The organism is Micromonospora parathelypteridis, from assembly GCF_014201145.1.
Lineage (GTDB): Bacteria > Actinomycetota > Actinomycetes > Mycobacteriales > Micromonosporaceae > Micromonospora > Micromonospora parathelypteridis.
The window spans coordinates 4,262,235-4,280,262 of the sequence record NZ_JACHDP010000001.1; the positions used below are offsets into that span (position 1 = coordinate 4,262,235).

Sequence of the window (18,028 nt, forward strand, 5' to 3'; positions counted from 1 at the left end):
GAGGCTAGGAAGGATCGTCTGAACGGAGGAATGGGCAGGGGTCCCGCCGACTGGGCGCATGCCTGTAATCTCCCCGGCACGCCTTGTGGGGAGGTGAGGGACGATGCTTGCTGGGCCGGAGATGCCGCCCACCGTCGATGCGGAGCGTTTGATCGTCTTCATGTCAGCGGACTCGCGCTCCGGCTGCCAAATCAGGGTGGTCGACTCGTCACTGAGGGTCAGCAGGCGAGGAGGTAGGAAAGCGTTTTAGGTCGAATTGGAGCGTATAAACTCGTTCTCGTCTGCGTCCTGGCCGCTCGGAGTCACCGTGGGGTTCCTCCGCAGTGGCGCGTGGGTCGCATTTCTCATGTCGATCTTCCTGCTTTGCGCTCAAAGATGCACGTGCCGACTCAAGGGGGGCTCATGCTCGGTGATACGGCGGAGCCCACACACGTCCCGTCGGTACTCCATTCGAGAATTACTCCAGGGCAGTTTGTGCAACATCCTCGAATCCCGGGAATCGCTCGGATCGCAGCCCGAGTTGGCGCCAGCGCGGAGGTTGAAGCATTCGAATCTGCTGCCGAGCCTGTGGCGGCCACTTGGTCACTACCCGCCAGTGAGTGTCGACCTGTCATCCTGCCTGCGGAGACGCGGGTGTTCTGGCTGGACGCCGGGACCGGAATATGGCACGCCGGCCGGGTGGTCGCCGGTGGGCCAGACGACTACGCCATCCGACTTCCCAACAGCGACTTCGATGTACTGGTATCCGCTGCCGAACTGCGTGTGCGCTGGCATCGGCCGGTTCGATCCCCCATCGAAGTGCTGGCCCTGCGGGCGAACGAGTCCCCGTACTACCGCGGCGCGCGCCTACCGATGCTGCACAGTTTGATCGGCCAGCGCGCAGCCTCGGCCAACTTCTCAGCGCTGATATCCTCTGCCATCGAGATCTACCCGCACCAGATCGACGCGGCGCTGACTGTGCTCACCGATCCTGTGCAGCGGTACCTGCTGGCTGACGAGGTGGGCCTGGGCAAAACCATCGAAGCCGGGCTGGTCATCCGCCAGCACCTCATCGACCATCCGACCGCCCGAATCGCTGTGCTGGCCCCCGACATTCTGCGCCGACAGTGGAGCAGTGAACTGCGCACCAAGTTCTTCACCGAAGACTTCCCTCAGGCGGAGATTCGGATCGGCCAGCATGAAACACCGGAACGTTGGATCGAGTATCGCGGCTTCGATTTGGTCGTCATCGACGAAGTGCACAACCTTACTCGCGCCGGCAATCCCCGCGACGAACCGTATCCGCAACTGGCGGCTCTGGCTCATGCCGTTCCCCGGTTGATCCTGCTGTCGGCGACGCCGGCCACCGCTCGCCCGGAAGTGCACCTGAGCCTGCTGCACCTGCTTGACCCCCATCTGTACCGCTGGGCGGATCTCGAACAATTCCGACAGCGCTTCGCCGATCGGCGGCGGCTTGCCAACGCCGTCCACGGGCTTAACGCAGATCTCGAAATCCTGTTACCGGATGTGCTATTGGAGATCGCGGAACTGATACCCGACGATGCCACCTTCACTCAGCTCGCCAAAAACGTCCACCAGTTCCTAACTGAGGACGACGAGTTGCGCAACGAGGCCGACCGGCCGCGGTTGGCCGGCGCCCTGGAGGTGCTGCGCGCGCACATCAGCGAGACCTACCGGCTTCACCGCCGGATGATTCGGCACCGTCGGGCGCAGGTGCTGCGCGTAACCGACGACGATCTCTTGCCGTTTGAGGTCAGCGGCCGTCGCCGCCCCGACGCCCTGACGTTGGGTGGCCAGCGGGCGGACCTCATCTACCAGGCACTTCTGGCTTGGCAGCAGCGGGTGGCTCAGTGGTTGCTGAATCATGATGACGACCATGGCGCACACGGCTATGGCCAGGTGTTGGCGGTACTCACCAGCCGGGCCGACGAACTCTCCAACGACCTTGTTGACACGCTGCGGTGGCGGCTCGATGGCGAGGCGGCTGCCGCCGACCGAGCCGGGCTGTCGGCGACCGAGCGCGCGCTGTTGCGGCAAGCACCGCCGCTACCGTTTGAACGTCAGACATTGACCGAGTTGGTCGATGCCGCAGTCAACTCGGCGCCGCGCCTCAACGGCCTGGCCAAAGCAGTCAAGGGCCGGCAACGGCCGGTCGTGTTCTGCGGTCCGGGCCAGCTAGCCGACGATCTTGAGGCGGTGTTAGCTCGACGCACCGGGTGGAACGTACTGCGGCATAGCCGCACCCGTACTGCCGCCGAGGCTGCCGCTGACGTGGACCGCTGGCGCGCCGGCGGCGCACTCCTGCTCGTCGACGGCACCGGTGAGGACGGCCTCAACCTGCAGGACGCGGATGTTGTCGTTCACTTACGTCTCCCTTGGTCGCCTAATCGCCTGGAGCAGCGGCTGGGCCGGGTGGACCGGTTCGCGGGCTGCTTCGGCACAAACGGCGAGCCTGCCCTCCAGTACTGCGAGACGGGCGGCAACGCGGACGAGTCGTTCGCCGCGGCCTGGCGTGAGTTGCTGACACGGGCATTTGGTGCGTTCGAGGGTTCGTTGTCGGCCCTGCAAGACATGTTGGACGAGTTGCAGGGCCAAGCCTGGGAGGTGGCCCTGCACGAGGGACCGACGGCAATGACGGCATTCGCCGATAAGATCAGCGGTGCGCTTGTGCGCGAGCGTCGGGAGATTGAGGCGATGGACGCGCTGGAGTCCGTCCATCACACCACGCTGGGTGTGCGCCTGGCCAAGCGAATCGACCGGATGGAGCAGCGTTGGCCGCAGCACGAAAGCGCCCTGCGCGCACTGATCCATGGCGCCGGTGGTGGCTTGCGGATGACGGCCGAGCCGGACGGCGGGCCGGTAGTCACGATCGGAGTCGACCAGCGAACTCCACCGCTGATCTCGCCGCTGATCCTGGCTAAGGAAGGTAGCCGTTTGCCGGTGGGCAGCATGACCGGAGCATTCAACCGCAACGTCAGCTTGCGTCGGCCCGGCGTGCGACTGTTCCGCATCGGCAACCCGCTCATCGAATTACTCGCCGCCGTAGTGGCAATTGACGATCGGGGACAGGCCTCCGCACTGTGGCGTTCGGGACGGTCGCAGGAATCAGTTCACTTCGGTTTTGACGTCATTGTGGAAGCTGACTTGGATGCTGCGCTCTCCCACCGGGCGGCGGGGACGGAAGCCCTACATGCCATCCGGCGTCAGGCTGACCTACTGTTGCCGCCGTTCATGGGCCGCATTTGGTTGGACGCCGCAGATGCGCAAGTCACGGACGAGGTCTTGCTGCGCTGGTTGAACGCCCCGTACCCGCACCAGCGAGACCGTAACCTCAACTCTGATCGAATCACTCCGCTGTTGGACAGTTTCGGCGGCGCTGAGCGCTTCGCCGCCGCTGCCCGCCGTGCCGAGGCTATAGCCCGGCGCCTGATCGTTCAGGGCGATCGGGTACGTGACCGGACTGCCGCAGCCTACGAGGAAGGCAAGAGGGCGCTGGCTGTTCAACGGGCGCAGGCACTGGCTCGGAAGGAGGCCGGCCGACTGCTATCAGACACCGAAAGCTACGTCACCGACGTGGCGCTGAGTGACCTCCTCGTCAATGGCCTGCGCACGCCGAAGTTGCGGGTAGTGGCCGCAATATGTGTCGTCGGGGGCGACCTGTGGGGAGCCGGCCATGCCCCACGATGATTGGACCACCGCTCAGTCAATTTGGCGGGCGTGGCCGCGCGGCCACGCCGACATTCCGGCTGCCGGCACTTGTCGGCGACTACGCGACGCGCTGACTGGGATCACGCGTGGCACGGCCCGGTGGCGAGACCTCACCGCCCTGACCCGTCAGGTGCTACTGGAAGACCACGCCCGCACCGACGTCCAGTTGTCGCTGGTGGTACCCCTGGATCCTGTGCTGCCAGACGCCCGACAATGGGAGTCGGCGCTCTGCGCGACATTGGCCATCCAGGGCGGGCTGCGGATAAGCGCTGAACCATGGGCTCCTCACAGTGATGAGACCGCCAAGGCCGACCTGTGCCAGGTTTACGTCGAGGCTTCCAGCCGTGCACTGTCGGTGCCGGCAGACCCCTTCTGGACCGAGGCGCTGGGCCCACGGTTTACCCATTACACCTCGCAGGGGCAGCGCCAGGCCGCGCGTACCGTGGCTACGGCGCCGCCCGGCGCCACCGTCATCGCCTGTCTGCCGACGGGCCAGGGTAAGACGGAGGTGGCGTGGGCCAGCGTGTTACCGGCGACGCGACACGGTGGCGTGGCGGTGATGGTGGTACCGACCGTGGTCCTCGCTCTGGATATGGAGCGGCGACTCCGCCAGCACCTGCTTGAGTGCGGTAACGCCGGAGGTGCCGCGCGCATGTACGCCTACACAGGCGGTCAGGACCGGGCGACGAAGGAGGCGATCCGCCGCGACATTCGTTCGGGCCAACAGCGCGTGGTAATCGCAGCCCCTGAGGCGTTGATGACCGGCCTGAACAGCGCGCTGGACGCGGCCGCGGCGGCCGGTCACCTGACCCATCTGATCATCGATGAGGCGCACATCGTCGAGCAGTGGGGCAACGATTTCCGGCCGGAGTTCCAGGTGATCGCTGCCAAGCGTCGCTCCTGGCTGGACCAGGCCCCGCCCGGCCGACAGGTGGTGACCGTAGCGATGAGCGCCACACTCACCGCCGCACAGGTCCAGACGCTGGCCAATACCTTTGGCGGGCCAGGGCCTGTGGAACTGGTCTGGGCGTCGCACACCCGGCCTGAGCCGATTTACCTGGTCGACGAGTTCGACGACCGGGACGCGCGGGACGAGGCGGTGCTGGAGGCTGTCGGCGCCTTGCCCCGACCGCTGATCCTCTACACCACGACCCGTGAGGACGCCGAACTGTGGCGCGACCGACTGGATGGGGCCGGCTTCGGCAGGATCACCCGGCTGACCGGGGAGTCCACCGAGACGGAGAGACGCGCGGTGCTTGCGGGGTGGCGCGGCGAGGATGCCACCGGAGTTCGGGCCGACACCCGGTTCGACGTCGTCGTCGGCACCTCAGCGTTCGGCCTCGGCGTGGACATGCCCAACGTCCGCGCGGTCGTGCACGCCTGCCTACCCGAGACCATCGACCGCTACTACCAGGAGGTGGGGCGCGGGGGCCGAGACGGACGCCCCTGCGTGGCGTACCTGGCGACGGCGCCTGGCGACCTGAACCTGGCCGAGCGGATCAATCGCATGATACTCATCGGCGACGACCGCGGCTGGCTACGGTGGCAGGCCATGCGCAGCAAGGCGCGGTGGCTGCCGGACAGCAGGCTGGAGATCGACCTGGTCCAGCTACCGCCGCACCTCCGCGACGAATCCGCCCGCAACATCCAGTGGAACGTCAAGCTGCTCAACCTGATGGAGCGGGCCGACTTGATTCGCCAGGAGGCGCCGGCCCAGCGGCAGGACCAGGGCGAGAGCGCCTCGCCTGCGGGTAGCCATCCGGTGCTCCGGGTCATCTCCGAACTGGACGGGCGGTTCAATGACCCTGCCTACTTTGAGGAAGTATTCAACGCCCAGCGCGACCAGGTGCAGGAGCAGCAGCGCGCCGCGCTCCGCCAGCTGTCCATCCTCGTCAAGGGAGACCGCTGCGTCGCGGACGTACTGGCCGAGCATTACCGGGCGCCGTGGGACGGCGGGGTGCTGACGACCGCGCGCTTCTGTCGCAGCTGCCCCTACTGCCGTCGCACCGCCCAAGTTGCCGACTCCGGCGGCCTGCGCCGGCGTGGGGCCGAACCATGGCCGGACAACGCCCGCTGGCCTGCGCCGCCCGACCCATTGGCCCGGTACCGGGGGGGTGGTCCGCTACTGAGCATCGCCTGGTCGCAGCGTTCCCAATTCGACGACCTGGTACCGGACCTGATTGAGGCGCTGGCCCGCCGTGGTTACGCGGTGGTGGGCGGCCCCGGCGTGACCGCGGCGGTGATGCGGCGAGCGCAGCGCCGGGCTGCGCCGAACCCGATCATAGTGGACGGCGACAACGGCATGCTCAATGCGTACGAAGGACCACTGGTCTGGCTGCTGGACGACGCTCAGGAGCCACTGCCAGCAGCGTTGACCGAACGCCTGGCCGGGCCGGAACCAACCTACCTCGTCCATCCGGCCGAACTGCCTGATCCGCACCGGCTGGATACGCCGTTGCGGTACATGAACAAATCCGTCGCGCTCGACATCCTGGTGAGGGACTCCGCATGGTAGCGCTGATCAACGTCGAGTCGTCGCTACCGCGACCGTTGTGGGCCCTGGTCCGCCACCTCGCCGGCCAGCCGCGCAAGCGGCAGCGACTGCCCGACGCCGAAGCCGTTCTCAGCCCACCGAGCCTCATCCCCGGGGGTGACAAGCAGCGGACCTTCGAACGGGCAGTGGGTACCGCCGAGGAACTCGGCCTGGTCGAGCGGATCGAGGAGAACCTCGTGCTGTCCGCCGACGCGGGGGCGGTCGGCGGCGAGAACATCGAAGCCTTCTACGACCTGCTGCGCCGGCGCGTGCTCACCCGGGTCGACGCCGAGACACTCGCCACCGACCCGTCACAGACGCGGGGCAAGGACCTGCTGCGCTCCCTGTGCTGGTTCCTGACCCTGGACAGCCAGGTGGCCCTGGTGACGGCGAACACCTTCGGTAGCGAACAGCACAACGCGCTGGCCGAGGACCTTGGGAATCCGCTGAAGAACATGGCGCGGTGGAACGGCTTTACCTACTGGGCGCCCGCCCTGGGCTTCGCCGACACGCCACTGCTGCCATACAGTGGGGCGCGGGCACTGGTGCCCGACTGCACCCGGGCGGTACGGCGCACGGTGCGGGAGACGTGGCGGCCAGGTACCCAACTGACCGCCCGCGAATTCGTCGACGGGCTGCTCGAGGCGCTGCCGGTGCTGCCCGGTGGGCGTTCCAGTCTGGCGCTGGGTCTCGAACCGCGTCTGCATGACGTGTCGGCCACGCTGTCGTTCGCGCTGCAACGAGGCTGTGAAGAAGGCTGGTTGATTTTGAGCGCGCCCTCGGACGCCGCCGGCGGCGTCCAGTACAGCGACCCGCGCGCCGCCGGTGGCGTAGGCCGGTTCACCGACGTCCAGATTGGAGCAGACGACAATGTCTGACCTGCGGGAAAGGGTCTGCTGGGAGGTTTCGACGGCGATCGCCACGCTGAGCACCGAGGCGGTCAGCCCGTCCACCTCGGTGTTCCTGGCCACCCACGCGCCGCTACGGATAAGCCGACGCGACCCGCAACTCCGCAGCGACTTGGCTGGCGCAGCGGTCACCGAGGAAGAGGTACTGCAGGATTTCCTGCACCGTCCGCTGGGCAACGGCGTTCTGCTCATGCCGGTCATCGGCCAGTCCGGCACCGGCAAGTCGCACCTGGTGCGCTGGGTGTACGAACGCACCAGGCGGCGGCCGGCCGACAACCGTGTGGTGATCCACGTTCCCAAGGCAAGCACTAGTCTGCGCGTCCTGGTCAGGATCCTGCTCGATCGCGAGGACATCGTCAGCGAAAAGCTGATCCAACTGCGCCGGCAGGTCGATGACCTGGCCAGCGGAATGGACGAGCAGGCGCTGCAGCGCCATCTGCTGTTCGCCGTCGCCGAGGCGGTCGCCGCGGCCGACCCCGGTACCGACAGGAACCGCCGAGCACTGGTCGGCCCCGCGAAGCTGGCCATGGTGCTGCGCGACGTCCACGTCAGCGGCTACCTGACCCAAGAGGGCGGACTGATCCCCCGCCTGGCGGCCAGCCTGCTGCATGACCGGGGTGACGGCGAGTCGGACCGACCGACGCAGTTCACCCCGGACGACCTGCCGCACATCGCCGACGTCAACGCCGCCGCCGCCGACGTCCGGTCTCTGCTCACGCTGATCATGAGCCGGCCGCAGTTGCAGAAGGCCGCAGCCGACCTGATCACGGAGAATCTTTCCACCGCGGTACAGCAGGTGTTCAAGCTCGGCGGCCGACTGCAGGACGCCATGCTGACCATCCGCGAGGAGTACCACAAGCAGGCCAAGGAAATCATCCTGCTGATCGAGGACTTTGCGGTCATCCAGGGGCTGCAGCGCGACCTGCTCGAGGCGCTGATCGAAGCCGGCGTGCGCGACGGCCAGCAGGTGCTGGCCCCGGTGCGTACGCTGATGGCGGTAACCACCGGTTACTACCGCAACCTGGCCGATACCGTCCTGACGCGCGTCGAAGCGGCCACCCCGTATGTCTACGACCTCGACGCCCCGTTCGACCCGGATACCGAGGGTCCCGGGTACACGATGGACTTCGTCGGTCGGTACCTTAACGCCGCCCGCATCGGAGCGGAGAACCTGGACGCGGCCGGTGTAGCCGACAAGGCGCCCGTGCCCAACGCGTGCGCCGAGTGCCAGTTCGGCCCCTCGTGCCACGAGGCGTTCGGCGTCTCCGAGGACGGATACGGCCTGTTCCCGTTCAACTGGGAGGCCCTGCGCAGGGCCGTCGAGAGCACCGCCGGGGTGGACGACACGTTCAACCCCCGTCGGGTTATCGGGCGGGTCATCCGGCCGGTACTGGAGGACGCCGAGTCACTGGCCACCGGCCATTTCCCCAGCCCCCGGTTCCGGGAGCAGTTTCCGATGGCTCGCGGCCAGTCTGCGCTTTCGCCGGCGGTCAAGGTAAACATCGAGGACCTCGATCCGGTGGACCACGAACGTCGGGCACTGCTGCTGGAGTTCTGGGGGGGCGCTCCTAAGGGAGTGCGCAACCTGAAGTCGGGCATCCACGAGGCATTTCGGATCAACATCCTCTCCACCGCATCGAACGCGTCCATCACTCCTCCGACTCCTCGACGCTCACCCGACAGCCCGGGCACCGCGAAGCCGCACGTCCAGAAGCCGGCGCTCGTCGCCGATCCGCAGGACAAGTGGCCCAGCTCACTACGGTCCATGGTCGACTACGTTGCCGAATGGGAGGCAGGCCGTCGCCCGCTGCACCAGAACACCGCATCGGAGATCCGGCGCATCATCAGTACCGCGATTGTCAACCGGTGCGACTGGAGCAGACCATTGATGGCCGAGCCGAACTCTGATGTAAAACGCGTGGCTTGGCCGGCCAAGTCCAGCGTCGTGTCTATCGAGGACGCCGAGGCCGAGGCGCAGAGCACCGGGGCGCCGATCCGCTTCAAGCGCAACGCGCGGAACGCCGTTTTCTTCCGCCAATTGCTTACCTTAGAGCAGGGGGTCGATGACCCCGGTAATGCCGCCGCCCTGCCGCAGTTGGCCCGAATCGCCGGGCGGTACCAGGGCGACCTCGTCCGGGCGGTGCAGCGGGTCCGGTCCGCCGAGGAGGAGCACCTGACGGCGGGCCTGACCGTGTCGTTGATGGGCGCTTCGCTGGCTGGACTGGCCTGGCCCGGCATGAGCGATGCCGATCTGATGGACGTGGCATTCGACGACGGCGCCTCGTGGCGCCTGGCCGACGCCGCCCTGCGCATCGAGCGCTGGGTCGACGCCTACGAAAAGCATCGGACCCACCGCCGCGCGTTGGTCGCGGAGTTGCGCCAACTGCTGGGTGCCCGGCAGGGCACCACCGGCGCGGACGCACGGATCCTCGACGCCGCCCGGGCCCTGCCGCTGGTACGACGCGCGGCCACCCTGTGGACATGGGAGCCCGGCGCGACCACGGCGCCCTGGTACCGGGGCGCTGCGGCTCCGCTCCGCACTTTCGAGACGCTGGTGGAAGGCCAGTTGACCGTGTTGCGCCAGCACCGTGACCGGCTCGCTGGATGGCTGCCGATCGGCGTGGGCCTGGGCGAGACGCTCGACGCTGTCGAGCAGGCGTTCCAGGAGGCGACGGCAGTCGGGCTGGTGCCCAGTGGCGAGATGCGGCAGACGTTCCCGGCGCGACTGGCCGAGATGCGGGCCCGTGACTGGCGAGCCTTCGACCAACTGCGCCGCGATCTGGAACGGATCGAGTCGGCCGAAGACCGCCAATGGCAGCGGGCCCGCATCACCGCGGCGGTCCGTGACCGCGGCGTCGACCTGGCGCCCCTGATGGAGTTTCTGCATGACTGCGATGGGTGGCTGACTGGCGGCCTGGAGTCGGCCCGTCTACGCACCGGTGGGCTGGGCGAGGACCTTGCCGACATGGTCCGCGAGGTGCGCACCGAGTGGGAACTGATCGTTGCGGACCCGCACCATGGAGAGGAGTCCCATGAGTAACCAGTCAGTGCGGGACAAGGCCCTGATGGTGGCCTCGGAGGCCCGGCGGATCGGGTTAGGCCAGCAGGAGGAGGCGACCGCCATAGCGGTGAGCACCAGGATCAGCACCCTGCGCGACAAGCTGGACGGGTTGCGGACCACGCTGGAGGCGGCGCGTCGCTTGAACCAGTACGGTGCAGACATCCCGCTGAGCAACGTCGACGACGGACTGGAGCGTTTCCGCCAGCGGGCCGGCGAGGGACTACCTTCCAAGCCGGCCCTCGACGCCGCGGCCCGCACGGTGGAGGGAGTGGAGAACCAACTGCGGCAGGCGTTGCGGGAGGCGTGGCGGTCTTGGTGCGAGCAGCGCCTGGCGGAACTGCGCCGGGATCGGCTGGTGATGCTCCCCGCCGGGGAGGCGTTCGCAGCCGAGGAGACCCTGGCCGATCTGGAGAAGCTACGCCGTGGCGACCTGCGGGCGGCGGCCATCCAGCAGTTCGCGATTAGCCACCGCGAACTACGGGCCCAGCTCGACAGCACCCCCGATCCCGACCCGGAGGTCCTCGACCTGCTGCAGCGGCTGCAGGTCGGGACAACGCTGGACAAGCTGACACCGGCCGACCTGCAGTTGCTGTACGACCGGCAGCTCGCCGGTACCGTCGAGGTCCGGCGGAGGGCCACATGATCGACGATCGGCGTTTCCTGTCCGGGGTGCTCGACGACCTGGAGGATCTGGAACTGCCGCTGCTCAGCTGGGGAGTGACCAGCGGCGTCATCGCTCGTGACGAGGTGCTGGCTGCGATTGAGGAGCGCCTGCTCGACCCCGATGCGCCCTACGTGCTCGCAGATGAGGTACTGGAGGAGTTGGAGCGGCGCGGACTGCTACTCGAAGTTCCCCGATCCTCTCCACGCAGTTACCGGACCAGGTTGGCCGAGACGGTGCGGCTCACGGCCGCGCTGCGTCAGATGTTCCCGATCACCAACCGGACTGGCCGCTGGTGGGACCAATCACCGAAGCTCGTCGCCGACTACCGTTTGCACGTAGCTCGGCGTCGCTACCCGGCGCGGGATATCCCGGTCGAGTCGCTACTGGCGGCGCTGTCGTCGCTGGATGACAACGGTCTGGGCGAGCGCCAGACCGCGGTGGTCCGCGCGCTTCTCGGCGAGCGTGAGCTGGCCCGGTTCCAGGTGGAGGCGAGCACCGCGATCCGCCGCCACCTCGCCGCTGGCGTGGGCCGTGCGGTGATCGTCGGCGCGGGTACCGGTAGCGGCAAAACGTTGGCGTTCTATTTGCCGGCGCTGATGGCGATGGCCGACAACGCGCACGCCGGCGGTGGCGGTGTGCATACCCTGGCGCTATACCCGCGCAACGAGTTGCTGCGCGACCAACTCCGCGAGGCGGTAGCGAACGTCACCGCCGTGAACGATGCGCAGCGCGCGCACGGTGGCCGGCCGCTGCGCATCGGCGTCCTGTACGGCGACACCCTGTACCAGGCCGACGATCGGCGGCTGGGCCACGGCGGCGACGGGGCCTGGCGCCGACATGGCGGCGACGCCGTGTGCCCGTACCTCAAGTGCCCCACTTGCCGTGGCGACCTGGTGTGGGCCGAGGCCGACCGTACGGCCGTGCCGCCGAGAGAGCGCCTGCGCTGCACTGATCAGCGGTGCGCCCAGGCTGCGATCGCACACCTGGTCCTCACCCGGGACGGACTGCACCGCAATCCGCCGGACCTGCTATTCACCACCACCGAAATGCTTAACATCAGCAGCACGGACCCGCGACAGGCCCCACTGCTGGGGTGGACGGGCCGGAAGGTGCCCAAGCTGGTCTTGCTGGACGAGGCGCACACCTACGGCGGGATGCACGGCGCGCAGGTCGCGTTGCTCCTGCGCCGGTGGCGCAGCGGCTTGGGCCGCCAGGCCACCATGGTGGGCCTGAGCGCGACATTGCGCGACGCCGCCGACTTCTTCGGCGAGCTCACCGGCGTCGACCGCCACGACGTCGACTACCTCACCCCGCGCCCAACGGATCTGGAGGAGGAGGGCCGGGAGTACGCGATCGCGCTGCGGGTGGACCCGGTGTCCCGGGTCAGCCCACTGTCGACCACGATTCAGGCGGCGATGTTGTATGGCCGCACCCTCGATGTGCGCGGTGCCGAACTGCTGTACGGGTCGCGCGGATTCGTCTTCACCGACGACCTTGACGTTACCAACCGCCTGTTCAACGACCTCGTTCACGCGGAGGGCGGCCGGAGCGCGGGGCCGGGCCGCCGCCCGCAGGTGCTGGCCGGGCTCCGGTCTGCCAACGGTGCCACGCACGACCAATACGTCGACGGACAGTCCTGGGAACTGGTGCACCGCATCGGTCGGCACCTCGACCCACAGGCGATGACCCACGGCCTGCGGGTCAGCCGCACGTCCTCCCAGGACAGCGGGGTGGACCAGGACGCAGACCTGGTGGTAGCGACCGCGTCGCTAGAGGTCGGCGTGGACGACGACCGGGTTGGTCTGGTCATGCAGCACAAGGCACCACGCGACGCCGCATCATTCCTGCAACGGCGTGGTCGGGCTGGCCGGCGGCGCCTCACCCGGCCATGGACGGTGGTGACGCTCTCAGATTTTGGTCGAGACCGGCTTACCTACCAGGCCTACGACCAACTGTTCGCGCCAGAACTCCCCGCTCGGCGGTTGCCGGTGAGTAACCGTTTCGTGCTGAAGATCCAGGCGACCCAGGCGATGCTGGACTGGGTAGGCCGGCGCACTCAGTGTGACTCAAGGCGGGTGGTCCAGGCGCCGAAGCCGAAGGGCCCTAACCCGCACCCCGACGCCGAGGTGGTACTCAAACAGTTGCGGGCACTGCTGGAGGACAGCAACGTTCAGGCTGACCTTGCCAGCTGGCTGCGCCGGGCGCTGGACATCTCCGCCGACGAGGTGAGCGCCCTGCTGTGGGAGCCCCCGCGGTCCCTGCTGCTCAGCGTCGTCCCGACCATCCTGCGACGGCTGGAGTCGGGCTGGCGGGCCTATGTGCCGGAACCGGGAGCGCGCCCGGGATCGCTGCTGCCTGAGTTCGTGACCCGCACCTTGTTCGATCCACTCAACGTGCCGGAGGTGTCCTTCCGACTGCCGTTCCACGCCGACGACGAGTCGATGCCGATCGAGCGGGTGCTGCGCGAGGCGGTGCCGGGTCGGGTGAGTCACCGGTACGGGTACCGCAGGGCCCGCGACCGCACCTGGCTGCCACTGCCCGACCCGGAGGCTGCTGGCGTTGTGGAAATCGCCTCCTTCGCCGCACATTACGACGACGAAGGCTGGTGGGAGCCGGCCGGCGAACCGGCGGTTAGGGTGCTGCGCCCGCACCTGATCAACTTGACGGAACCGCCGCTGGACGTGCGAGACCAGTCACAGGGAACCCCACTATGGTCCTCGCAGTTTCTCCCTGACCACCTCTATGAGGGTGCCATTCCCCGGCCCTCACGGTGGCAGGACCGGGTGCTGTCGGTGGGATTCGCTACTGGCGCCTCCGGCAACCCGGTCCAGGTCCGGCGGATGACCACCGGCGCCGCGTGTACCACGGTGACCGGCAGCGGACGGACAACGACGGTAACCAGCACGGTTCGGTACCGGCACCGGGGTGAGCCGGCCGCGTTGGGCTTCAGCCTGGACGTCGACGCGATTCGATTCACCGTGGCACCCCTGGACCTGGCTAAGGAGGCGGTCGCCGCGCACCTGCGCTCACCACAGTGGCGGTCCACCGCCTTCAAGGCCGCCCTGGCGGCGGACCCGGCGCTCGACGAGGACGCCAACACGTTCCAGCGTGGCTGGCTAGCCCTGGTTTACACCACCGCCTACTCCCTGCGGCGCGTTGCAGACACCAACGCCGACACGCAGGACACGCATCGAGCGCTGGCCTCGGGCCGATGGGCGGCCGACATCGATCGTGTGCTGAACGCCATCTACCGCAGCGATGGCAGTACGGCCCCCAGCCGCCTGGTCGACGACCTGAGCGCCTTGGCAGGTCGGCCCGCGGTCATCGACGCTGTGGACCGGCACAGCCGCCTCCTGTGGTGCGACGAGGTCGCGGCGCTGACTGCGGACCTAGCCCAACGCACCTACCGGGAGACCGTAGCGGCCGCGATCCTGGCCGCTGCTCAACGGGCCTGCCCCGACGCCCAGGACGGTGACCTCATCGTCGACGTCCTGCCGGCCGAAACCGCCGAGGCCCCTACAACGATCTGGCTGAGTGAGACCGCGGTCGGCGGCCTCGGCGTCATAACCCAACTCGTCCCCTACTACCAGCAGGACCCGCGCCGGTTCTGGGCGCTCGTCGACAGCGCGCTGGCACCCAGCGACTACGAGTACCTGCACACCACACTGACCCAACTGCTGCGCCACCTGGTGGCCGATCCGCAGTCCGCGGCGGCCCAGGCTGTTGCCGTGCTGCGCGATCCGCCTTCGGCCGCAGAAGCCGAAGAGGCCCTGGTGACGCTGCGCTCGTCCTGGGCGCAGATCGACGGCTACCCCCGCCCGCAGGCGGTGGCGGCGCTGTCCACCCGCCTGCTGCGGCAGGGGACTGACGCGGGCACCGACCGGCTGGTGCTGGATCTGATGCAGGCCTGGGACAGCGTCCAGGATCACCTCGGTTTCGAAGTCGAAGCCGCTATCTTCGCCTACCTCGTCGGCAACGGCGGCATCACGATTGCCGGCCTGGATCCGCGCCGCTTTGGTGCCGACCAGGTGTACAGCATGCTGTGGCCGCGGGGCGCGGAGGCTCGATCCCAGCAATTGGCCCACTACCAGCCGTACGCGCTGCCGGCGCTGCTCGACCGCCTACTCGTGGGAGCGGCCCACGACGAGCGGCTGACCCACGTTGACGTCACCGAGCCACAGTGGCGGCAACGGTACGTCAACGAGATCGCGGCCCGCGGGGCGGTGCGACTGGTCGCACCGGTCGACCGGGTTGCGGACCTGACTGCCGCCATGCGCGCGTTACCCGCCATCGCCGTGGACCACGGGGCGCTGCGGGTGTATGGCGACGTCCGCGCCGTCGATCGAGAGGCCGCCCAGGTGCGGTGCGTGGTTGAGATTCGGGAGTTCGCCCAATGAGCGACGAGCGGGTGGTCCGGACCAGCGGCAGCACCGGGGTCCGGATCGACGGAATCCTGGCCACCGTGCTGTTGGCCGAGTTGATGGCGCCCAGCCGCCACCTGTGGCTGGTGTCACCGTGGATCGGCGACGTCGACGTCATCGACAACCGCGCCGCCGCCTATGACAGCGTGTTCGTCGACCCCTCCAGTCGTGTCTACACCTTTGCCCAGGTGCTGGCGGGGATTACCCACGGCGGTGGCCGGCTGTCGGTGGTGACCCGACCCGACCCTTTCAACGATGTCTTTATCGACCGGCTGCTGCGGCAGGCGGCGCCGGGCTATGCCCAGGTGGTGTGCGCCGAGGACGTGCATGAGAAGACGCTGTGCGGCGACGACTGGTTGATGACCGGCTCGATGAACTTCACATACCGCGGCATGAGAGTGAATGACGAGATCGTGAGCTACCGCGTCGATCCCGCAATCGCCAGCACCGCCCGGGTCGACTTCGCCCGCCGCTTCGAGAACGCCAGGTGAGGGCGGCGATGGACCCCGAGACCTTTCTGGACCGCTTCTTCGGCCCCGGGAACACGGCCTGGCCTGCGCGCGACCCCCGCTCCACGACCGCCTTGTTCCTCTCCGACTACCTCGCCCTGCTGGCCGACGACTCCGACGCGCCCTATATCCTGCCGCGCAACGAACCCGGTAACCCGCACAAACACATCTACGTCATCCCTCGGCTCAGCCGCCAGGCGACGAGAGTGCGGGAGTGGCTCGCCGCGTTCGTGGTGCCCAGCCACGCCGCCTTCGTCAACCGCCCCGAGGCACTGCGTGTCGGTGACCCAGTCGACGACGCCGTCGCAGCGTTCGTCGGCCACCGCCGCGTATACGTCCTGGAACATTCGCCGGACAGCTCCCGAAGCGTGTGGGCGGCGCTGGGCCGGATGCGCCACACCATCAGCCAGCGGCCGACCACCCATTCCGGTGTGCCGGTGCCGGTGGGGCGACTGCTGGCCGAGTTCGACCTAGCCATGGCTGCAGGCGACCACCGCGCCACCGCAGAGTTGCTGGGCCGTTTGGAGGGCACCGGTCTCAGCGGGATGAACCTCACCTACCTCACCGTCAAGCGGCTCGCCCGGCTGGGCAGCCACGGTGAACTCCTACGTCTGCCCGCGCTACGCGACGTGGTCGCCACCCGCCCGCCGGCGCCGGTTCGCGAGGCGATCCTGGATGCGATCCACTCCACGGTGCTCGCCGATCCGCTGGCCGACGGCGACACCGAGGCGGCACGGCAGGCGCTGGTCCTGCGCGGGGAGTTGGTGCCGGCGCTCGCCGACGGCCCGCTGGCCGGTTTCGGCGTCGAGGCCCTCGCTGTGATCGCGCTCGCGGCCTCCGCCATCGCGGACGCGGCACTGTGGGACCGGCTGCGAAACGACGAGGATGCGTGGCGGCGACTCGGCGCGGCCCGGCCCGACCTGCTGACGTCCGCCGAGTATCCGGCCCCGGGCGCCGAGCGCCCCACCCTACCGGCTACCCCCGCGCCCCTTTCCCCCACGCCGATAGAGGCATCCCCCGCCGAAGCGTTGGATCACACCGTGCCACCCCACGTACCGTCCGTCGCGGCCCGGCCGGAAACCTGGCTGGAGCTGGTCCAGGCAATCGCCAAGGTTGAGGACATCAGCGCGGTGATAGCCGAGGGGGCATGGCGCTCTTGGCCGCCAGCGGCCACTTCCGACAGAACACTCGCCGACCTGCTCAACGGCCTCGACAACGACGGCGCCGAACGCGCTTGGACAATCGTCGGGGCTTTCGTAGACAGCGATGGCTACGGGCAGCCGGCCAGCCACACGGCGCACGCATTCCTGACCAACGCGTTGAGCCACAATCGGTTCCGGTCTAGCGACATGGCCGGCATCGTCGCTCTGTTAGAGATCACCCTGCGCGGCGGCCTGCCAGCCGCCGAGTACAGAACTCTGCTGGACGATCTGGGCGCCGAGTGCGATCGCTGGATCAGCGTGAACCAGGCCTCGGTCGTCTTGGACATGTGTGACGTGATCGCTCGTTCTCCCAGCCCTGACAACGAGGCGCGTTTGCGGCTTGTTCAGTTACTCCTGGCACCGTTGGCCCTCCAATGCGGCCGGCTGGAGGCCGACCAACTCGCGTTGGCTCGCCTTATCAACGCCGAATTTGGTCTGGGTTTCGCCTGGACGTCCCCGGCCAACCCGCCGCACAGCCCCGAATCCACGCCCATTTCAGCGCGCGAGGTGCTGTTGTACTCCTTGGATGAAGGGGCGCTGCGACGGGCGGGTACGGTTCTGGCTGCATTCGCGCCGGCGCTTAACCTGCAGCTGAGTAGCGATCACGTTGGGAGCCGCCAATTGAAGCAGTGGGTTCATCGGGCAGACGTCATCGTCATGGCTACCCGTTGCGCCACACATGCCGCCACAGGGTTCATCCGGTCGACCGCGCGTCCTGACGCCACGATCCGTGAGGCTGAGGGTGCCGGGTCTGCGTCGTTGTTGCGTGCTGTTGCTTCGGCACTTGGCGAAAATCGAGCGATCGTTGCGTCCTCCGCTTCTTGATTTTCGGCGCCATGAGCCACGCAGCCGAGGTGCTGACTCTCGGGGCCGACAGCGGTACTGAATCCCTACTTGCCATCGGACAACCCCTTCCTGTGCCCGCTTTTCGCTATGCAACGCGTGACCTTGCCCTGTACGGCAGTAAGGCCAAGGCCTATCGACCTATCAGCAATCTTCAACAGTGCGAAGTCACCCGCCCT

Annotated in this window: 8 protein-coding genes; all 8 read left to right on the forward strand. The window is 67.9% G+C overall.

The genetic code is table 11. From position 1 onward, the window contains the following. Positions 1 to 402 precede the first annotated feature (402 nt). From dpdE to HNR20_RS19320, 8 genes are read left to right on the forward strand one after another with little or no spacing between them, the layout of a single operon-like run. A complete protein-coding gene (gene dpdE / locus HNR20_RS19285) occupies positions 403 to 3,687 on the forward strand; it encodes a protein DpdE (RefSeq protein ID WP_260321866.1) in 3,285 nt (1,094 codons plus the stop codon). Next, positions 3,674 to 6,223, forward strand: a complete 2,550-nt coding sequence (gene dpdF, locus HNR20_RS19290; protein ID WP_184181789.1) for a protein DpdF — start codon at positions 3,674 to 3,676, stop codon at positions 6,221 to 6,223. The genes dpdE and dpdF overlap by 14 nt, the downstream gene beginning before the upstream one ends. Beyond that, positions 6,217 to 7,119, forward strand: a complete 903-nt coding sequence (dpdG, locus tag HNR20_RS19295) for a protein DpdG (RefSeq protein WP_184181791.1) — start codon at positions 6,217 to 6,219, stop codon at positions 7,117 to 7,119. The genes dpdF and dpdG overlap by 7 nt, the downstream gene beginning before the upstream one ends. Then, a complete protein-coding gene (dpdH, locus tag HNR20_RS19300) occupies positions 7,112 to 10,189 on the forward strand; it encodes a protein DpdH (RefSeq protein ID WP_184181793.1) in 3,078 nt (1,025 codons plus the stop codon). The genes dpdG and dpdH overlap by 8 nt, the downstream gene beginning before the upstream one ends. Beyond that, positions 10,182 to 10,853 carry a hypothetical protein gene (locus tag HNR20_RS19305; protein WP_184181795.1) on the forward strand — a complete coding sequence of 224 codons (672 nt, stop codon included), beginning with the start codon at positions 10,182 to 10,184 and terminating at the stop codon, positions 10,851 to 10,853. Before dpdH ends, HNR20_RS19305 begins: the two co-directional genes overlap by 8 nt. Further along, a complete protein-coding gene (gene dpdJ, locus HNR20_RS19310; RefSeq protein ID WP_184181797.1) occupies positions 10,850 to 15,271 on the forward strand; it encodes a protein DpdJ in 4,422 nt (1,473 codons plus the stop codon). Before HNR20_RS19305 ends, dpdJ begins: the two co-directional genes overlap by 4 nt. Then, positions 15,268 to 15,786 (forward strand): phospholipase D-like domain-containing protein DpdK, encoded by a 519-nt coding sequence (gene dpdK, locus HNR20_RS19315; RefSeq protein ID WP_184181799.1) that lies wholly within the window; start codon positions 15,268 to 15,270, stop codon positions 15,784 to 15,786. The genes dpdJ and dpdK overlap by 4 nt, the downstream gene beginning before the upstream one ends. Before the next feature lie 8 nt (positions 15,787 to 15,794). Further along, entirely contained in the window at positions 15,795 to 17,831 is a 2,037-nt protein-coding gene (locus HNR20_RS19320; RefSeq protein ID WP_184181801.1) for a hypothetical protein, read from the forward strand. Positions 17,832 to 18,028: the final 197 nt, after the last annotated feature.